A 19,807-nucleotide genomic window follows, 5' to 3' on the forward strand; every position below is an offset into this window, starting at 1 on the left:
GGGGTTTGCCGCAGGTCATATCCGGCGGCAGGCACAAAAAGAGGTTAGCAGCGGCTTAAAAGCGCATGGTCGCCGACACGTACAGGGCCCGGCCATCGCCAGGCGCATGACGTGTGACGTTATTGACCCAGACATACTCGTAGTAGCGATCAGCCAGATTCTTCAGTTGCATGTCCAACGAGAGCGAGCGGGAAACACGGTAAGTCAGGCCCAGGTTGAGCAAGGCATAGGCGCCGTACTTGGCGCCGGTATTGGCGGTCGTCAGAAAGTAGTCGCCCTGTCCATTGCCCCAGGCGGACAGCTTGACTGCCGGACTCAGCTCGAAGTCGTAGCCGGCAGAATAGAGATGGCCAGGCACATGATCGATTTCTTTCCCCAGTGTGGCCGGCGCAGCCGGATCCGGTTCGACGATGCGTGTGCGCTGGCGTGAATAGGCAAACCAGGCGCTGTGTCGTTCGCCCTGGTGCACATTCAGTTGCAGATCTATGCCTTCGCGACGAGTCTTGCCGACGTTTTCCGAGTCTCCCGTCGGATCGTTGAGCTTGCGTTTGACCTCATCGGAGGCGTCCTGGCGCCACAGGGCAATGCGGCCATCCGCCCAGGCTATGGGCTTGAATTTGACGCCGGCCTCCCAGCCTTCATTCATCGAGGGACGCAAGCGGTTCGCATTGGACTGATACGCCCCCGCACCCGCACCAACCTGGAAGGTCTTGCCCCAGTTCGCGTAGATGCTGGCTGCCTGCCATGGACTGTAAACGGCGCTGAACTTCGGTTGCCTGATCAGGCCATAATCCTGAATCGGGTAGTGCACTTGCTTGGAAGGGTCCGAGAAGTCGCCTTGCACCTTGTCGACGCGGTAGCCCGGAATGATCTTCAGGCCGGTAACAGGCAGGAAGACCGCTTGAACATAGGTGCCGTAGGTATCGAAGTCAAAGCGCTGGTCGCGCGTCGTGGCCTTGCGTACCTTGTCCACCGTGCTGTAGCGCGGGCTGCGGTCTTGCTGATGTTCCGCATTCGCGCCAACCTCGACCGACATGCCGCGCGCCCATGCTGCAGAGAGTGCTTGTGGCCGATATGTCAGGCTTGCCAGTACGCCAACATGCCTTTCGTCGATGATGCGCTCTTGCTGTGATGCAAGTAGCGAATAACGTAGCCAGCGCTGGTCGCGCACGCTGTTGACATATGCCTTGGCCGACAGCGACAGGCTCGGGGTCAGGTCGGAATCGAGGTGCGCACTCAACTGGCTCATCTCACGGTTGCCACCGTCCGACTGCGCATACGGATAAGAGGCGGTCGGCGTGCGATGCGCATCGGCCGCTTCCAGATAGCCCGCCTCGTCGCCATGGCTTTGCGTGTGGCGCGCGATCACGCCGATGCGGGTGCGCGCGTCGTTGGTGGTGTAAAACAAGTTCGCCGACAGTGTATATTTGTCAAAGGCGGAATTCTGCCGATAGCCGGCAGACTGCAGATAACCGGCGAAGTAATTTTGCGTCCAGTTACCTTGTTCCATGCCTTGGGCCAGCTGCATTTCGCGGGTGCGGAAACTGCCATAGCTGAGCCGCGCTTCGCCGTCATTACCTCCCGTGCGCGTATGCATATTGACATTGCCGGCGATATTATGCAGGCCATAGCGCGGATCGTTGGTGCCGCGCACGATTTCGATGCGGCTGATCTCCAGGGGGAACAGCATGTCCAGGAAGGGCATGCCGCCGCCGTTGTCATTGCTGGGTATGCCATCGATCAGGAGCTTGACAGCGTTAACCTCGCCTTCGCCGTTAAAGCCGCGGAACGACAGTTTTCCCGATTCATTGCCTTGCCTGAATTGGGTCAGCATCACGCCTGGCGCGCGCGTCAGCAGTTCCCAGGTGTGATTGACCTGCTGTTGCTGGATCACTTCCGGTGCGAGGATATCCACCGAGCTCAGTATGTTACGCGACGACAGCGGGCCGCTGCTGCGTGCATTGACTTCGACCTTGCCCATCTGCAGCACGGCGTCATCGCCTTGTACTTGCTCCTGCGCATGGGAAAAAGCCGGGAGCGCGATGGCACCGATCTGTGCACACAGCAACAAAACGCGCGGCGCTGTAACGCTCCGGCGGAGGGGGGAAACAGGAAAATTTTGATTCAACATAAACATCCAATAAAGCGCCGCCAGCGATGGCTGGCAGACGCAAGGGGTAATAAAGAACACCGGTATTAGAAACTGGCCGAAGCACCTATCTGTGCGCTACGTCCGGGCATCGGGTAGCCCGGACGGTAGGCGTACTTGCGGTCAAACAGATTCTCCAGCGCCAAAAACACTTCCCCTTTGCGGCCAAGTGCAGGCACGGGATAGGCAATACGCGTATTGGCGATGGCGAAGGAGGACACCTGCTCGTTGTTCACGGCCCCGGCGGTGCGGGTGCGGTTCAGCGCCCATACTTCCGATTGATATTGCGCATCGACAGCAACACGCAACAGGCCCAGGTTGCCGTTCAGTCCCGCAGTCAAGGCGCGTTTCGGGGTGTACGGCAAATTGTCAATCTCTGGATTGAGCAGAGTCACTCCTGCAAATGTCGACCAGCCTGTGGCAATCGCCTGGCGCAAAGACAATTCCATGCCGCGCATACGGTAGGATCCCAGATTCAGGAACTGCGGCGGCGGTGGCACATCCGGCGGGAAGCCAAACACATAGCGGTTCTTGACCTTGTCCTGGAACAGGCTCAGATCAACTTGCGTGGCCGGGACAGGTGAAAACTTCGCGCCCAGCTCCAGATGGTCCAGCTGCTCCGGCGCCAGCTGTTTCCAGCTGCTGCCCAGGGCGGGGATGAGCGAGGCCAGCAGCGGCGCTTCCAGGCCGGGATAGTTGATACCGCGCGACAGGCTGGCGAATACAGTCAATTTGTCCGATACCAGGGACAGCCCCGCATGCGGCGCCGATTTCGAGGCGAACTGGCTGTGCTCATACCAGCGGATGCCTGCCGATGGCACCAGACTCCAGCGCTGGTCCAGCGCCCATTTCTGTGTGTAAGCAAAATACGGCGAAGTCAATGTAAAAGTGGGCGCATCGAAGCGCGCCTGCGGCGCCGGCGCGATGCGCAGGAATTGCACATCGCCGGACAGGCGTTCGTAATCGATTCCTCCGAGCACCGTGGCACCGTTACCCAGCACATACTGCTCCTTCCAGCGTGCGCCGCTCATGCTGAAATGGCTCGGCGTGTCGCCGTCGGGCGCTGGCTGCTTGAGCCAATTGCCGTCGCCGCTGTTGTGGTACACCTTCAGCTCGCCGGACAGTTCGCCATGCACGTGCGCTAGCGACGCGTGCAACATGTTGGCGCGCGTGTTGTATTCGGGTATCTGCGTTAGGGCTGGCTGGCGGTTGTCGCCGGGATCGCGTGCCTTGTTGTCGACGTACAAAAAGCCCGCGCCCAGCGTCCAATGGGGATCCAGGCGCCATGCCAGGCGTCCCAGCAGATTATTCAATTCGCCATCGGCACCACGGCGGTGCCCGTCCGACTTGGCATGGCCCTGGGCCAGCAAGAAATCCAGGTTGCCCTGGCGTCCGACGATATCGGCCTGTTCGATCAACGTACCGAAGGAGCCGGCGGAGATTTTTCCGAAGCCGTGAACGCCTTCTTCGCTTGCCTGCTTGGTGTCCAGGTTGATCGAGGCAAAATTGTTGCCATTGACCTGGGGCTGGGGGCCTTTCATCACCTCGATTGCGCGCATGCCGTTGATGGGCAGCAGGTCGAGCAAGGGGTGGTTCCAGACGCCCATATAAAACGGTATGCCATCGATATAGGTCTTGATCTCGCTACCAGGACGGCTCACGCCCATGCCGCGGATAAATACCGCGCCACCCTGGTCGCCGCCAAAAGCACCGACCGGATTGTAGCGCGACACCTGTACGCCAGGCGTGCGGCGTAGTGCCGAGGCGAGATCGACGGCGTTCTGATCGCGCAACTGCGCTTCGGTGATGATGGCAGTATTGCTGGAAAAACCGTCAATATCGACTTCTTCAACAATGGGTTGTCCTGTGACGGTCACGGTTGGCAATACATCGGTTTGCGCGCGCGCGGTGCTGGAAAAGGCCAGGGAAAGGGCCAGCGCAATGTGGTGTGGTTTCATATTTTAAGAATGGAATGTTGTTTTTTAAAAATGAGTTACTGTTTTAATGGTGAGCGTGATGGGCATCTGTACTGCTTTGCTGGTCGAACAGGCCGAAGCGACGCAGCCGCTCTTTGCTGACAGTGCGTTCCACCTCGCCAAGTTTGCGCAGTAGTTCGCTGGCGTCCTTGGCCGGAATGCCAGCGTCGTGCAGGGCATCAGCCTGCTTCAGTCCATCGCCACCACAAACAAGGATTTCCCATGCGCCGCCTGTCTTACGTAGCAGGGCCCGCCCACCGCGTTCTCCCTGTATCCAGTCGGCAATGGCGTAGTTGCCAGTAATAGCGATGGGATCCGTTTCGACCTTGTGCGCAGGTTGATCATAGGTATGCGCAATCAGACCGCGCACTTGCTGCTGGTCGGCGCGCTCCGTCGCTGGCGCAGCGCCGACCGGCGCCGTGAAGAAAAGCAAAGCCAATAGTGCAGTTGCGACGAAGGTAGTGCCAGATGGAGCGCGGGCGAACAAAGTGTCCGAAGTGAACGGCGACGGACGTTGTGGGTCGATAGCATAAGGCATGAAAATCTCCTTCAGGTGGTGGTGGACGACAACGGCAGCGGCGTCAGCGGCAGATGGACCGCTGGCGCGTTGTTGAGGCAATAGGCGGCGAAGTAATAACAAGCCAGGGCGATAAATGCGGCCGTATTGAAACAGCGAACGGCATGCAGCAGCACCGCGAGGAGCGGCAGATTCTTGCGTGAAGAAGTCATCTTGTCTTCCTGGGACATAGCGGCAACTCTCCCATTGAGAGAGGCATTGCCGACCATCATCTTGGGATCGCGCGCGTCAGCATGATCGCCGGGCAGCAATTGCGGACGTTGCTATCGGCAGACGGTATGACACCGTCCTTGGAACAACCATGCAAACATCAGAGCCAGGAGTCAACAGGCGCGGGCGACTTTGAACTGCAGCGTCACAACCGGTTGACGTGACGTCCGCAGGCAAGCATTTACATTGCTAGCGGAGGCCCACGGGGATTCGCCGACGACCAGACGAAGAGCGTGCGGGGGGCACGATAGAATAAGGGAGGAAATATGGCACGCGTGCCAGGGATGGCTAACGGCAGGTCTGAAGTTGGCAGCAAGGCAAAGGAGCCTGCATGCGTGAAACAATACGGACAGTGTTCAAACGCGTGTACGACAGGGTCGACTGCAGGCTGTCGTTCAGCATCGCCTGCAGGCGCCGCCTTGAGGCCATCGACAGTACAAATTTGCAGCAACGCCGAAGGCATCGCCGATGGTGAGGACGCGGCCAAGGCATGTGAAATGGTAGGCGCGAGCGCAGCGAACAGCACGGCCAATACGGCCAGCCATATGTGCAACACGCGTTTTCTTACCATTTTATGCATGCTGCATTATAGCCAATAACTGGTTTCTATCGCCACCTTTAACGCTACTTGCCTAAAGGATACGCATATTTTGTGGCCCGTCTGACCGCCAACCGGCTTGCCTTGGCAAGTCGCCAGGGCCACATTCTGTGCCCTCCTTCGGCCGCTGGGCCTCGCAGAGCAGGCTACCGTTGAGCACGAAGTGCGAATAAGCAGGTGTGAAGTTAGCCAACCGAAGGTTAGCTAACTTCACCTATCCTGCCCCGCTTCGCGCAGCGACTGAACCACTAAAATCGTCGGACGCAACGTCGACCAAACCCCTTTTTTGGCACGGCGGAAAGCAAATAAGGCCTTATAAGGCCTTATTTGTGCCATATCTGCTTCAACCGTGGCATTTTAGGCTTCAACCGTGTCAGATTTGTGGTTCAACCGTGGCAGATTTGTGGTTTAACCGTGCAAGTTCCGCACGACATGAGGGCGATTAAATACCATGAAGAATCCTGTGCAGAACAACTGCATGCCTGGCTCAAACGCCACCATCAGCGAAGCGCGTCCAGGATTTCGTCGCATTTCTGGCCTTCAGCGACGATACCCGCAGCAACAAGCAACTGGTGACGCCAGGATGGCGATCCGCTCTGCGCCAGTGCCGTCGTACTGGCACCGATCCTGCCTCACCGTTGAAGAGAAACACGTCCCAAGTGACTCCTACCTCCCGCCATAGTACCTTGGCGCGCTTCAGCCGCCTGCCTGGAGTGTCGGCAAGCAGCGGAAAATGGGGTAGCAGGATCTAAGCAAGCGCCAAGGAAGCTACCGTCCTGGCCTCCGTAAGACTCCAGGGCCGCTTGCAGGCCTGGTTCAGGAACGCGTGCCAGCACGGGATGCGGACAGTGGCTGCAAGGCGCCTGAACACGCATGCCAGTCCTCAGCCCGCGCAAGGATACTCCATGGGGCATGCCATCACACGACAGACGGTGCGGGATTGCTGCAAAAGTCAGACCATGCCTGCATCAGCACGATACGCTTGTCGAACAAGTCGCCGCGCCGATAGGCGGCTTCCACCCTGTCCGGCAAGCGGTGCGCCAGCGCATGCTCGCATACCTCACGTGAAAAGGCATTGGCCGCCGCCTCGGCGCACCAGTCACGGAAGGAAGAACGGAAACCGTGCACGGTGATGTCGTCAAACTGCATGCGGCGCAAGACTGCCGTCAAACTCATGTCCGACAACTGCGTGCCACGCTTACGGCCTGAAAAGATGATGTCCCCCTGACGCGGCACTGCGCGCAGCAGCGCAAGCGCCCCACCAGAGAGCGGCACGCGATGCTCCTTGCCTGCCTTCATGCGCTGCGCTGGAATCGTCCACAGGGCCGCCTCCAGGTCAATCTCCGGCCACCGCGCACCCCTGACCTCTCCTGAGCGCGCAGCCGTCAGGATGGCAAACGCCAGCGCCCTGGCAGCAATCCCTTTCTGACCCGATAAGGCGGCCATGAATCTGCCGATCTCTTGCCACGGCAGGGCCGGCCTGTTTTTCACCGGAGAAACCTTGTTCGGATTGGCCAGCAGATTTTCCAGATGGCCTTTCCAGCGCGCCGGATTTTCTCCCTGACGAAAGCCGCTGACCGTTGCCCAGTCGAGTATGCATTCGATTCTGCCGCGTATGCGCGTTGCCGTCTCCGTCTTTGACAACCAGATTGCATCGAGCACCTTGACGACCAGATCGGTGTCGATCGCCGCGACAGGCAGCGCCCCCGCCAATGGGAACACATAGGCGGCCAGGGTGTTTTCCCACTGCGCCACATGTTTGGCATTTCTCCAGCCATGCCGGTGCGCCGCGATATACGACGCCGCACACTGTTCAAAGGTCATTTGACGCGCACGCGCCAGCATCCCGGCCTGTTTTTCCTGGCGGCGCATTGCCAGCGGATCGCGCCCTTCGCTCAGCAGCAAACGGCATTGCCGCGCCTTTTTGCGCGCCTCGACCAGATCGACTGCCAGACAAGAACCCAGCCCCATTTCGTGACGCCTGCCAGCTACGCTGTAACGAAACAGCCAGCTCCTGGCGCCAGCGCCGGATACTTGCAGCACCAGTCCGCCGCCATCCCCGTAATACCCTGGCTCCCTGGTGCGACCGACGACCAGCGCCGACAGCTTGTTCATCCTGATTGCCATGACACCACTCCCGCATTGCGAGAACCGGTACTAATTTTAGCGCGCGATCAAGCGCGTGCTGGCAACGACACTTGATCCTGCACAAGGCAAGTTGCGGCAACAGGCTGGACATAACAGGACCGGTGACGTACGCCTGAAGGCAGCGCACACAGCCATACCTACCCCCCAGCCTACCCCCCAGCAGATGCAGGATTGACGCGGCAGGCAGCGGACGCTGGCGGATGGATTTACGTGGTTTCTCCTATGAGGAGCGGAAATGAAAAAACCCGCCGAAGCGGGTTTTTAGAAATACTGGCGGAGACGGTGGGATTCGAACCCACGATACAGGTATAAGCCGTATGCATCCTTAGCAGGGATGTGCCTTCGGCCACTCGGCCACGTCTCCTAGCTGATTACTCAACTATGTCTCTGTAGCTAACTGCGCTGCAGCGACGAACGTCATAATATCGATTGCCCCCCCTTTGGTCAAGGGCGTGGGGCAATATTTTTAGATATTTAAGCTTTTTCCAGCTCGAACGCTTTATGCAGCGCGCGAACGGCCAGTTCCATGTACTTTTCATCGATCAGCACGGAGATCTTGATTTCGGAAGTGGAGATCATCATGATGTTGATGCCCTCTTCCGACAGGGTACGGAACATTTGCGATGCCACGCCAACATGGCTGCGCATGCCCACGCCGACGACGGACAGTTTCGACACTTTCGCGTCGCCCGTGATGCTGGCCGCGCCCAGCGATTCGCGGTTCGCTTCCAGCACGGCCAGCGCGCGCGTGTATTCGCCGCGCGAGACGGTGAAGGTGAAATCCGTTTTACCGTCGACCGACTGATTCTGTATGATCATGTCGACCTCGATGTTCGCGTCCGCCACCGGTCCCAGGATATGGTAGGCCACGCCTGGACGGTCGGGCACGCCGAGCACGGTGATTTTGGCTTCATCGCGGTTGAAGGCGATGCCGGAGATGACTGCTTGTTCCATGTTTGTATCTTCCTCAAACGAAATCAGGGTGCCTGAATTGGCTTCTATTTCCAGCGGCAACATCGGGTCGGTCAGCGACGACAGCACGCGCGTGGGCACGCGGTAGTTGCCGGCAAATTCCACCGAACGCGTTTGCAGCACTTTGGAACCCAGCGAAGCCAGTTCCAGCATTTCTTCAAAGGTGATGGTCTTCAGGCGGCGCGCCTCGGAGACCACGCGCGGGTCTGTCGTGTAGACGCCGTCGACGTCCGTGAAGATCAGGCACTCGGCCGCCTTCATGGCGGCGGCGATCGCCACGGCCGAGGTGTCGGAACCACCGCGACCCAGGGTCGCGATATTGTCGTTCTCGTCGACGCCCTGGAAACCGGTAATGATGACAATCTTGCCCGCATCGAGGTCGCGTTTGACTTTTTCGTCATCGATCGACTGGATGCGTGCCTTGGTAAAGGCGGAATCGGTCTTGATCGCGACTTGCCAGCCAGCATAGGATACGGCTTGTTTGCCGATCGCCAGCAGTGCCATCGACAATAGGCCGACGGACACCTGTTCGCCTGTCGAGGCGATCATGTCAAGTTCACGGGGATCGGGTTGATCCATGATTTCCTTGGCCAGTCCAATCAGGCGGTTGGTTTCGCCCGACATGGCCGATGGCACCACCACGATTTGATGCCCCGCGTCGTGCCACTTGGCAACGCGCTTGGCGACATTCTTGATACGGTCAGTCGAGCCCATCGACGTACCGCCATATTTGTGGACGATTAAAGCCATAAGAGTGAAGTTTCCGCTCAAGAAGAATAAAAAAGGAGGGCTTTACTCTACATGCCGCAATGCAAAATAACAAGCTAAAAAGCGCATTAGCTCATACCGATTGCGCATATGGAAATAACCAATCCATGCAGTCGGGAGCGCATGGGCAGCCACTTGCCAGCCACCCCGAGAGTGGCCGTGGCGGCTGTCCTTACGCTCAGCAGGAGAGCCAGCGCAGGGTCACGCGGGGACGCTCTAGCAGGCTCAGACAATGACAATCGAGGCCAATCCCCGCCGCATACAGCAATTGTTGCGCCGCACAGACAAGTGGCAGGCGTTCGCGCTCCCAGGCGGGCACGTCAAACGCCTGGTAATGGTATTTCAGACTTTTAGTCGGGCGGTTCAGGGCCAGTTTCAGGCGCTCGCCCCCCTGCCGGAAATCGATCGTCAAGGTTTGAGATTGCAACCAGGCAATATCGATACCCTGGCCGCCCGCTTCCACCGCATCGAAATGCAGCACGCCGCCATACGCGGGAAAGGCCAGGCTCGCTTCGCCTTGCCAGACAAATTGCTGGCCAGCCTTTTCCAGGCCGGGAATGCCCGCGTCGTCACGCTCGCGCATGCCGGCCAGGTCATCGAGCTTCGGCGTCAGATATAAACGGTCGCGGTGGCGCCGCACATGGCACTCGGGATGCGTCACCAGCAATTGCGCATCGGGCCGCGCTTCCAGCAATTGCGCCAGCATTTCCGCCAGCCATGCCGTCGACGGCATGCGCAAGCCGCGCGTGCCGAACCAGTGGCGCAGCAGGTTGTAACAGCGGTCCGCGCTCAGCTCGCGCAACTTCGCCAGTTCGATGCAGTCGCCTTCGAGGCAAGCAGCCAGATCCTGCGTCGCCAGTTCCGTCAACAGGCGCTGCGCCGACTGGGCATGCTGGGCGCTGCGGGCGAAGCGCTCCTGGAAACCGGGAAACGCCTGCGCCAGCACGGGCATCACCTGATGCCGCAGAGCATTGCGGGCAAAACGGGGATCGTCGTTCGACTCGTCGTGGATGTGTGCGATCGCATGTTGCGCCACGTAGGCTTCGAGCTGTTTGCGTGACACGGACAGCAGCGGGCGCGCCATCACCAGGTCCGGGTTACCCAGCAGCTCGGGCGCGCTGTTGGCGCCGTCCATACCGGACAGGCCCGCCGTGCCGGAGCCGCGCAGCAATTGCAGCAGCACCGTCTCGGCCTGGTCGTCCTGGTGGTGGGCGGTGAGCAGCAGGCGCACGCCGTGCGCCGCGCACAGCTCGCCCAGGGCCGCGTAGCGGCGCTTGCGGGCCGCCTCTTCCGTGCCCGTCTTCGCATTCTTTTCCAGGGTGACACGGCGCGCCTCGAAGGCGATGCCCAGGCCGGCGCACAATTGTTCGCAATGGGCCAGCCAGGCATCCGCATTCGGGCTCAGGCCGTGGTGCACGTGAAACGCGTGCAAGGCCACGCCGTGCTCCTGCGCCCAGGCATGCGCCAGGTGCAGCAGGGCTGCGGAATCGAGGCCGCCGCTGAGGGCGATGCCGACGGAACTGCCGGCTAGCGGCACACAGGCGTCCAGCGCGCGGGCGAAGATATCGGGCACGGTGGCGGTTTGTTGTTTTTTCAATCAGGACTCCGGGAATGCAAAGAGGGACAGGCGGCTAAACGGATGGTGTCGTTTAGCGGACTGTCCCTGGTGTTGTCTTAACCCAAGACCTTGAAAAGCCGGGGTCAGACCTTAAGGTCTGACCCCAGACTCTGCCGTTGGGTTTACATAAATTACTCGCTCGGCGTGGTTTCCTTGAACTTGCCGTAGCTCAGCAGTTTCTCGTGGCGCGCGGCCAGCAGGTCTTTGGTTTTCATGCCGTGGAACTGGCGCAGGGTGTCGGCCAGTGCGCGTTTCAGCAAGGTCGCCATCTGTTTCGGATCGCGGTGGGCGCCGCCCAGCGGTTCGTTGATGATCTTGTCGATCAGGCCCATGGCTTTCAGGCGATGCGCCGTCAAGCCCAGCGCTTCGGCCGCGTCGGAAGCGCGCTCGGCGCTCTTCCACAGGATCGAGGCGCAGCCTTCCGGCGAAATTACGGCGTAGGTCGAGTACTGCAGCATCAGCACGGCATCGCCCACGGCGATGGCCAGCGCGCCGCCGGAACCGCCTTCACCGATGATGGTGGCGATCAGCGGCACTTTCAGCTCGGCCATCACGTACAGGTTGTGGCCGATCGCTTCCGACTGGCCGCGCTCTTCCGCATCGATGCCAGGGAAGGCGCCTGGCGTGTCGACGAAGGTGAAGATGGGCAAGTTGAATTTTTCCGCCACTTTCATCAGGCGCATGGCCTTGCGGTAGCCTTCCGGCTTCGGCATGCCGAAATTGCGCAGGGCGCGCTCTTTCGTGTCACGGCCCTTCTGGTGGCCGATGACCATGCACGGCTGGCCGTTGAAGCGGGCCAGGCCGCCCACGACGGACAGATCGTCCGCGTAGCTGCGGTCGCCATGCAATTCGTGGAAATCGGTAAAGATTTCATTCACGTAATCCATGGTGTAGGGGCGCTGCGGGTGGCGCGCGATCTGCGCCACTTGCCACGGCGTCAGCTTGGCGTAGATATCTTTGGTCAGCTGCTGGCTCTTCTTGGCCAGGCGGTCGATCTCTTCCGAGATGTCGACGGCCGAATCGTCTTGCACGAAGCGCAACTCTTCGATCTTGGAATCGAGTTCCGCGATCGGCTGTTCAAAATTGAGGAAAGTCGTTTTAGTCATTGTACCTCCAGGTTTTACCGGCCACGGCGCCAGGGCGCGCGGCGTCATCTATGTTTATTTTACCGTACCGGCTGCTGCGCCGGGGGCTGCATCGGGTGCGGCAGGGGCGGCTGCAGGGTCGAGACTGCGCCACAAATACCACGTCGCCACGGTGCGCCACGGTTCCCAATTGGCGGAAACTTCGCGCGCATCGCTGCGGGAAACTGGTTCGCCGGAGAAATAATTGACGCTGATGCCCTGGATCAAACCGGGGTCGTCGAGCGGCAAGACATTCGGCCGTAACAGATTAAATATCAAAAACATCTCGGCTGTCCAGCGGCCGATGCCGCGGATCTGCACCAGTTCGGCGATGACGGCTTCGTCATCCATCTGGTCCCACTGGCTCGCGTGCACGCGCTTGGCCTTGAAATGGTCTGCCAGGTCAAGGATGTATTCGGTCTTGCGTTTGGACAAGCCGCAGGCGGACAGTTGCTCGGCGCCCGCCTTCAGCACTTGCGAGGGCGTGCATTTCGGGCAAGCCAGCAACAGCTTTTTCCAGGCGGCATCCGCCGCCTTGGGCGTGATCTGCTGCCCCACCAGCGAACGGGCCAGGGTGGTAAACGGGTCGCTATGGCCGACCAGGTGCAGGTCGCCAAATTGCGGGATGAGCTTTTTCATGATGCGGTCGCGCTTCATCAGCTCGATCTTCGCCTCTTCCCAGTAGTGCGGCACCTGGATCACTTGCGCCAAGTCCGTCACCTTGGGGGCTTCCCCGTTTTCCCTGGACGTTGGCATCATGCGCGGCGCCAGTTGGTCGAGCCGTCAGGCTTGTCTTCAAGAATGATGCCCGCCGCCAACAGTTCGGCGCGGATCTTGTCGGACTGCGCAAAGTCGCGCGCCTTTTTCGCCGCGCTGCGCGCCGCGATGGCCGCCTCGATGCCGGCAGCCTCGTCCTGCCCACCGGCGGCAGCGCCGACGGTCGCTTGCAGGAATTGCTGCGGCGTACGTTCCAGCAAGCCGAAGACGCCCGCCAGGCCCTTCAATTGACGCGCCAGGGAAGGCGACTTGCTCTTGTTGACTTCCGTCGCCAGGTCGAACAGGGCGGCCACGGCCAGCGGCGTGTTGAAATCGTCATCCATGGCGTCGCGCACGCGCACGGCATGCGCTTCGCTCCAGTCGATGGCGCCCTCTTCCACCGCCACGTCGGCCAGCGCCGTGTACAAGCGCGTCAGGGACAGGCGCGCATCATCGAGGTGCACGTCCGAGTAATTCAAGGGGCTGCGGTAGTGTGCGCGCAGGATGAAGAAGCGGATCACTTCGGCATCGAATTTTTGCAGCACTTCGCGGATGGTAAAGAAGTTGCCGAGCGACTTGGACATTTTTTCATTGTCCAGACGCACGAAACCATTATGTATCCAGTAATTGACGCTGGTATGGCCGAACGCGCCTTCGGATTGGGCGATCTCGTTTTCGTGGTGCGGGAATTGCAAGTCCGCCCCGCCGCCATGGATGTCGAACTGTTCACCGAGCAAGGCGCAGGACATGGCCGAACACTCGATATGCCAGCCCGGGCGGCCGCGGCCCCACTTCGAATCCCATTTGACTTCTTCCGGCTCGGACTCTTTCGACGACTTCCACAGGACGAAGTCGAGCGGATCGCGCTTGCCCGTGTTCACGTCGACTCTTTCGCCCGCGCGCAGGTCGTCGAGCGACTTGCCCGACAGCTTGCCGTAGTGAGGGAAGTTGCGCACAGCGTAATTGACATCGCCGTCAAGCCCCTGGTAAGCCAGGTCTTTCGCTTCGAGCTGTTCGATCAGGCGCAACATCTGCGGCACGTACTCGGTGGCGCGCGGCGTGTGGTCGGGCGTCAAGATGCCCAGCGCGGCCGTGTCTTCATCCATGTACTGGGTGAAACGCGTCGTCAGCTGGGAAATCGTCTCGCCGTTTTCCACGGCGCGGCGGATGATCTTGTCGTCGATGTCCGTAATGTTGCGCACATACGTGACGTCGAAACCGGAGGCTTTCAGCCAGCGGTAGATGACGTCGAACGCCATCATCATGCGCGCATGGCCGATATGGCAATAGTCGTAGATGGTCATGCCGCAGACGTACATGCGTACCTTGCCAGCTTCCATCGGGACGAATACCTGCTTCTCGCGAGCCAGGGTGTTGTAAATCTTTAGATTGCTCATCGTACTTTGCAAGTGGAGCGGCCACCAGCCTGGCAAAACGACAGACAGGCGCGGACACCGGGGGTGCCGCGCCACTGAACTGCCGTGTGCGCCAAGACTGGTCGAGCCGCTATAGTGTTGTTCTTGTTTGTTAGAATTAGGGCGTTAGCGGTCAAGTATAACATTGATAAAAACCATACTGGCCCGATATGGATCAGGTTTTTACGATGTTCAACCGAAACTCACTTCTTTTAGCATTAAAGCAAGTTTAGAGAAAAATAACGATCAAGGACACCTTCATGCAAGAAATCAAATCGAAACGCCTGTCTTTCCTGGCGCGCTTTTGCACCCTGTTTGCCGGCCTCACCCTGGGTAGCGCCGTCGTGGCAGCCGCCCCCGCAGCCCCTTCGGCTACCCTCGACACCACGCCGCATGTGGCCCTGAAAACCAGCATGGGCGAGATCGTGCTGGAACTGGACCAGGAAAAAGCGCCGCAAAGCGTGGCCAATTTCTTGCAGTATGTCAACAGCGGTTACTACAAGGGCACCGTATTTCACCGCGTCATCGACGGCTTCATGATACAGGGCGGCGGCTTCGACAAGAACATGAAGCAGAAAGCCACCAAGGCCCCGATCAAAAATGAAGCGCAAAACGGCTTGCAGAACGTCAGCTACAGCATCGCCATGGCGCGCACGGGCGACCCGCATTCGGCCACCTCGCAATTCTTCATCAACGTCAACAATAACGGTGCGCTTGACTACCCTGGCCGCGACGGCTTCGGCTACACGGTGTTCGGCAAAGTCGTCAGTGGCATGGACGTGGTCGACAAGATCAAGGCCGTGCCCGTGGCCGACAAGGGACCGCACCAGAACGTGCCCGTCACCCCCGTGGTGATCGAATCGGTGACTTTACTCAAATCAGCGCCCGCAAAACTGTAAAATAGCGTTTTTGCGGCCCTGAACCACGGGGGCCGTCGAATCATTCTTCATCTAATTTATTAAGGATCATCATGACCTCCGTCATCATCACCACCAATCTGGGCAAGATCACCGCTGAACTGGACGCCGAAAAAGCACCGAAAACGGTTGCCAACTTCCTCGCCTACATGCAAGCCGGTCACTATGACAACACGATTTTCCACCGCGTCATCGACGGCTTCATGATCCAGGGCGGCGGTTTCGAGCCAGGCATGAAACAAAAGCCTGCCGACACCACCGTGGAAAACGAAGCCAAGAACGGCTTGAAAAACGATACCTACACCTTGGCCATGGCCCGCACGTCGGACCCGCACTCGGCATCGGCCCAGTTCTTCATCAACATCAAGAACAACAGCTTCCTCGACTACCCAGGCCAGGACGGCTGGGGCTACGCCGTGTTCGGTAAAGTCACCGAAGGCAAGGAAGTCGTCGACGCCATCCGCGCCGTGAAAACCTCGCGCACCGGCATGTTCGCCGATGTGCCAGTGACGGACGTCATCATCGAGAAGGTAGAAGCCGCGTAATCAGGCTTTGGTATCATGAATAACAGGCATTGCAGCGTTTTCGCCTCTCCATGCACATCACTTTTTGGGAGCGTTGAACGATGACAATGCCTGCCGCACTCTTTATTTCCGACCTGCATCTGCAGAGCTCGCACCCGCGCACCAGCGCGGCGTTTCTTTCTTTCCTGGAACACCATGCGCAATATGCGCAAGCGCTGTATCTATTAGGCGACCTGTTCGAATACTGGGCCGGCGACGATGACCTGGAAGACCCGTTCAATGCGCGCATGACCGCCGCCATCCGCGCCGTCAGCGATGCTGGCGTGCACGTGTACTGGATCGCCGGCAACCGCGACTTTCTTGTCGGCTCCGGCTTTGCCGCCGCCGCCGGCGCTACCCTGCTCAGCGAACCACATGTGGCCACCATTGCCGGCCGGCGCATCGTCTTGCTGCATGGCGACGCCGAATGCACGAAAGACGTGCAATACATGGAGTTTCGCGCCATGGTGCGCCAGCCTGCCTGGCAAAAACAGTTCCTGTCCATGCCGCTGGCGCAACGCAAGGCCATCATCGATGGTTTGCGCCAAAGCAGCCGCGCGCACAATGGCGAAAAATCCATGGATATCATGGATGTCACCCCCGATGCTGTCGCGCAAGTGTTTGCCGAACAGGCGAGCACCATCATGATCCACGGCCATACGCACCGCCCTGCCGTGCATAAAGTTGACGAAACCTTGCGCTATGTCTTGCCCGACTGGGAATGCGACGTGACGGCACCGCAACAGCCACGCGGCGGCTGGATCGCCATCGATGCGCGCGGCAATATCACGCGCCATGACCTGAGCGGCGAGATCATCGACTAGGCTTGCGCCGACCGCTGCACGGGCGTTTGTCCGATAGCCGCGCCCGCCTGGCCTTGCTGTAATGGCGCCATGCACACTATTTACATCGGCACGGCCGGCTGGAGCCTTTCCAGCGCCGCCGCCAGCCACTTCCCCCTCGATGGCAGCCATCTGCAGCGCTATGCCAGTGTCTTGCCCTGCGTGGAAATCAACAGCTCCTTCTACCGCCCGCACCAACCCGCCACGTATGCGCGCTGGGCGGCCAGCGTGCCCGAACATTTCCGCTTCAGCGTGAAATTGCCGCGCAGCATCACGCACGAACGGCGTTTGCGCGACTGTGCGGCCGAACTGGAGCGCTTTGCGGGAGAAGTCATGCAACTGGGGAATAAACTGGGCTGCGTGCTGGTGCAACTGCCGCCCAGCCTGCGCTTTGATGGGGACGTGGCCGCCGCATTTTTCCGTGCGGTGCGCCAGCGCTTCGATGGCATGCTCGCTTGCGAAGCGCGCCACGCCAGCTGGTTCGCGGCGGATGCCACCGATCTGCTAACGATGCAGCGCATCACGCGCGTGCGCGCCGATCCGCCCGCCGGCCAGCCGGGGCCGCATGTGGCGACGACAAGCCAGGCCTACCTGCGCCTGCATGGCAGCCCGAGAATCTATTACTCTGACTACCCGCCCGACTACCTGGCAAGCCTGGCCACCTCCTTGCATGAACAGGCGCAGGCAGATAGCTGGTGCATCTTCGACAACACGGCAGCCGGCGCCGCCCTGTTCAATGCGCTGGATTTGCAGGCGCAGATCACCGCCTAAGGCAACGGCGTCTGCAGTACCGCCTGGTTCGTGAAACCGTACAAGGTATCGTTGCCGAAGGCGAGGATACTGATGTCAGGATGGCCCCATGCCAAGGCTGGCGTGGAAATGACGCCAGCCGCATCGATCTTGCGCACCCAGCCCTGGCCGCTCAGGTACAGATTGTCGCTCGCATCGACAGCCAGGCTGGACGTGCCGGAAAAGGACAGCCCCCCAACGCCTGGCGGACCATCGCCGCCGCTGCCCTTGTTGAGGGTGCCGGCAAAAACGCTGGCCTTGCCTGCGCGATCGACATTGAAGACGACTTGATGCACATGATCGTCAAAATACAGATTGCCCTTGCTGTCAAAAACCAGGCTGTTCGGGTCCATGCGCTCCCAATTGTAACCAGTCTCACCCAGCGAGCGCATCATGGCTTCAAATGACACAAACGCCGAGAACGTTCCGCCGGGAGGACGGCGGAAGATGCCGTCACGCCCCCAGCCCAGCCAGGCCATATAGCCATCCTTGTCGATCGCCAGCCGATACTGCAAAGGCTTGCCGGTGCCGGTAGGCAAAGCTTCCTGTGTCGACACCTGGCCATCCTTGCTGATCTTGCGCAAGTTAATCGCGGTGCCAGCCGCTGCCTTGTCGGCAACATAGACGGCGCCATCCTGGTCGCAAGCGATTGCGACAGGACCAGACATGGTCGCGCTTGCACGCGGCCCGTCATTGCTGCCGGCGACACCAGCAATACCCGCGTAAACGCTGAATGCGCCATCCGGAGTGACACGGCGCAACACCTTGTTTGGCATATCGAGCAAATAGACGTTGCCGGCAGGATCGCTGCACATGCCCGAGCTCCCCACAGATCCCACACGGGCCGCCCCGCCGACAGCTTCGATCACCCCCCTGTTGCCCGGCATGAAAGGCATGGCGGACAACACCTTTGCCGTGTCCAACCTGTTCAAACGGTGCTTGCTGGCATCGTGGACTAGCATGCTGCCGGAAGGTTCCAGCAACAGCGAACCGAGGTTCGTCCAGCCAGCCGAAGCCCCCGCCGCATCGGTCACCGTCCCGCCCACCAAAGTCGTCACACTGCCATCGGCCGTCACGCGGCGAATAGAGGCGGTATCGGCCAGCAGCACATTGCCTTCACGGTCGGCCACCATGCCGCGGATGTTACTAAAACTGGCGGCGGTGCCTTTGCCGTCCGCGCTCACGCGCTTGTTGCTTCCCGCAACCACGACGGCCACGCCTTGCTGCCAGCGGAATAGCCGGCTGCCAGCGCCTTCACTGAAGTAGATGGTGCCGCTGGCATCGACAGCCAGTTGCGATGGGTATATCCGCCCGCCCCTGCCATCGACCAGCTTCTCGGAACGGACCAGGCCACCGGGCGTCACCCTGCGAATGGCCTGGCCCGTAAAATCGGCAAGCAGGATATCGCCATTGCTATCGATGACCATGCCCATCATCCAGCCCAATTGCGCCTGCGCGCCTTGTCCATCGGCGACCACCGCTTCCGGGGCGGACCAATCGCAGGCTGCGCTGCGCTGCCCCGCCACCGTGCTGACCACGCCGGCTGGCGTAATCTTACGCAAGAGTGCATTGCAATTGTCGAAGAGATACAGATTCTCTGCACGGTCGATGGCCAGGACCGAGAAACCGATACTCATGTGAAAGGTGGCTGCCGCAGCGGCGCCATCGTCGGCGCCCGGCTTGCCGGAGATGCCCGCGTACACGCTCAAGGCGCCGGCCGGCGTGACCTTATGGATGACTTGCCGGACAGCATCGGCAATGTAATAGTTGCCAGCCGCATCTTGCACCATGCCGGATACATTCTGGATTTTTTCCTGCACGCCGGCCAGCACGACGGGCAGGCAGCGCACGGCCAAGGTGTTGACGTCGGCATTGCCCACCGTCGCCGCGCCCTTGGCGATGCTGCAACCGAGACCCTCGGACGTGCTGTCGATCTTGCCGTCGTAGCTGGCGCCCGGCGCCAGCTTGCCCGCAAAGTGAAAGGCGCCGTTGGCGCTGACGGTGACTTTATCGCTGCCGTTGGCCAGCACCACCTGGGCGCCGGGCACCAAGCCGCTGACCGTGCCGCCTACCAGGTAGCCAGCCGCTTCAGCCACCGTCACGACCGGCACACCAGCATCGCTGGAATCACCGGAACCGCCGCCGCAGGCGCTCAGTCCGATTAACAAGGTGACGCCGCAGGCCGCGCGCCCGAACAGATTCTGTTTCTCCATGCACTTCATTCTCATCGTTGCTTTCATTACTGTTGAAGAAGATTTCTGTCGAATAGTTGCCACTTGGAATTATTCGAGAGCCAGCATATTACCCGTTTAACAATGTTGAAAATACACAGATTGTATTGACATGCGATTTTTTACTGTTATAGTTAACTACAACACCGATCAA

General features: G+C 59.9%; 16 protein-coding genes and 1 tRNA gene. 4 read left to right on the forward strand and 13 right to left on the reverse strand.

Annotated elements, in window-relative coordinates; genetic code table 11:
- Positions 1–55 precede the first annotated feature (55 nt).
- The 12 genes from CLU93_RS02160 to cysS form a co-directional block, all read right to left on the reverse strand.
- Positions 56–2,191: a TonB-dependent receptor gene (locus tag CLU93_RS02160; protein WP_257224837.1), complete on the reverse strand. Its 2,136-nt coding sequence runs from the start codon at positions 2,189–2,191 to the stop codon at positions 56–58.
- 5 nt (positions 2,192–2,196) lie between these two features.
- Positions 2,197–4,107, reverse strand: a complete 1,911-nt coding sequence (locus CLU93_RS02165; protein WP_099759815.1) for a TonB-dependent receptor — start codon at positions 4,105–4,107, stop codon at positions 2,197–2,199.
- Positions 4,108–4,150: 43 nt separating this feature from the next.
- Positions 4,151–4,663, reverse strand: coding sequence for a copper uptake system-associated protein (locus tag CLU93_RS02170; RefSeq protein ID WP_099759816.1), 513 nt, complete (start codon positions 4,661–4,663; stop codon positions 4,151–4,153).
- An 11-nt stretch (positions 4,664–4,674) separates the two neighbouring features.
- Positions 4,675–4,854 carry a hypothetical protein gene (locus CLU93_RS02175; protein ID WP_133250737.1) on the reverse strand — a complete coding sequence of 60 codons (180 nt, stop codon included), beginning with the start codon at positions 4,852–4,854 and terminating at the stop codon, positions 4,675–4,677.
- Positions 4,855–5,093: 239 nt separating this feature from the next.
- Positions 5,094–5,492, reverse strand: coding sequence for a DUF2946 domain-containing protein (locus CLU93_RS02180; protein ID WP_099759818.1), 399 nt, complete (start codon positions 5,490–5,492; stop codon positions 5,094–5,096).
- A gap of 936 nt (positions 5,493–6,428) precedes the next feature.
- Positions 6,429–7,625, reverse strand: a complete 1,197-nt coding sequence (locus tag CLU93_RS02185) for a tyrosine-type recombinase/integrase (RefSeq protein ID WP_243136321.1) — start codon at positions 7,623–7,625, stop codon at positions 6,429–6,431.
- 304 nt (positions 7,626–7,929) lie between these two features.
- Positions 7,930–8,022 (reverse strand) — tRNA-Ser (locus CLU93_RS02190).
- A 110-nt stretch (positions 8,023–8,132) separates the two neighbouring features.
- Positions 8,133–9,380 (reverse strand): aspartate kinase, encoded by a 1,248-nt coding sequence (locus CLU93_RS02195; RefSeq protein WP_096234796.1) that lies wholly within the window; start codon positions 9,378–9,380, stop codon positions 8,133–8,135.
- Positions 9,381–9,576: 196 nt separating this feature from the next.
- Positions 9,577–10,995, reverse strand: coding sequence for a tRNA lysidine(34) synthetase TilS (tilS, locus tag CLU93_RS02200; RefSeq protein ID WP_099759820.1), 1,419 nt, complete (start codon positions 10,993–10,995; stop codon positions 9,577–9,579).
- Between the two features lie 152 nt (positions 10,996–11,147).
- The gene (locus tag CLU93_RS02205) at positions 11,148–12,122 is read right to left on the reverse strand and encodes an acetyl-CoA carboxylase carboxyltransferase subunit alpha (protein WP_010396889.1); all 975 of its coding nucleotides are present in this window, start codon (positions 12,120–12,122) and stop codon (positions 11,148–11,150) included.
- A gap of 54 nt (positions 12,123–12,176) precedes the next feature.
- On the reverse strand, positions 12,177–12,896 hold the full coding sequence (locus tag CLU93_RS02210; RefSeq protein WP_243420405.1) for a DNA-3-methyladenine glycosylase family protein: 720 nt from the start codon (positions 12,894–12,896) through the stop codon (positions 12,177–12,179).
- Entirely contained in the window at positions 12,896–14,293 is a 1,398-nt protein-coding gene (gene cysS / locus CLU93_RS02215; protein ID WP_099759821.1) for a cysteine--tRNA ligase, read from the reverse strand. Before cysS ends, CLU93_RS02210 begins: the two co-directional genes overlap by 1 nt.
- 278 nt (positions 14,294–14,571) lie before the next feature.
- On the opposite strand from cysS, the gene CLU93_RS02220 reads away from it, so the two are divergent.
- The 4 genes from CLU93_RS02220 (at position 14,572) to CLU93_RS02235 (ending at position 17,404) form a co-directional block, all read left to right on the forward strand.
- Complete coding sequence (locus CLU93_RS02220) at positions 14,572–15,210, forward strand: peptidylprolyl isomerase (protein WP_099759822.1); 639 nt, start codon at positions 14,572–14,574, stop codon at positions 15,208–15,210.
- Positions 15,211–15,281: 71 nt separating this feature from the next.
- Positions 15,282–15,773: a peptidylprolyl isomerase gene (locus tag CLU93_RS02225; RefSeq protein WP_099759823.1), complete on the forward strand. Its 492-nt coding sequence runs from the start codon at positions 15,282–15,284 to the stop codon at positions 15,771–15,773.
- Between the two features lie 86 nt (positions 15,774–15,859).
- Positions 15,860–16,615, forward strand: a complete 756-nt coding sequence (locus CLU93_RS02230) for a UDP-2,3-diacylglucosamine diphosphatase (RefSeq protein ID WP_099759824.1) — start codon at positions 15,860–15,862, stop codon at positions 16,613–16,615.
- A gap of 69 nt (positions 16,616–16,684) precedes the next feature.
- A complete protein-coding gene (locus CLU93_RS02235) occupies positions 16,685–17,404 on the forward strand; it encodes a DUF72 domain-containing protein (RefSeq protein WP_099759825.1) in 720 nt (239 codons plus the stop codon).
- Here the strand turns inward: CLU93_RS02235 and CLU93_RS02240 are convergent.
- On the reverse strand, positions 17,401–19,635 hold the full coding sequence (locus CLU93_RS02240; RefSeq protein ID WP_099759826.1) for a hypothetical protein: 2,235 nt from the start codon (positions 19,633–19,635) through the stop codon (positions 17,401–17,403). The two genes, CLU93_RS02235 and CLU93_RS02240, sit on opposite strands and share 4 nt — an antisense overlap.
- Positions 19,636–19,807: the final 172 nt, after the last annotated feature.

The organism is Janthinobacterium sp. 35, from assembly GCF_002754575.1.
GTDB classification, from domain to species: Bacteria; Pseudomonadota; Gammaproteobacteria; order Burkholderiales; family Burkholderiaceae_D; genus Janthinobacterium; species Janthinobacterium tructae.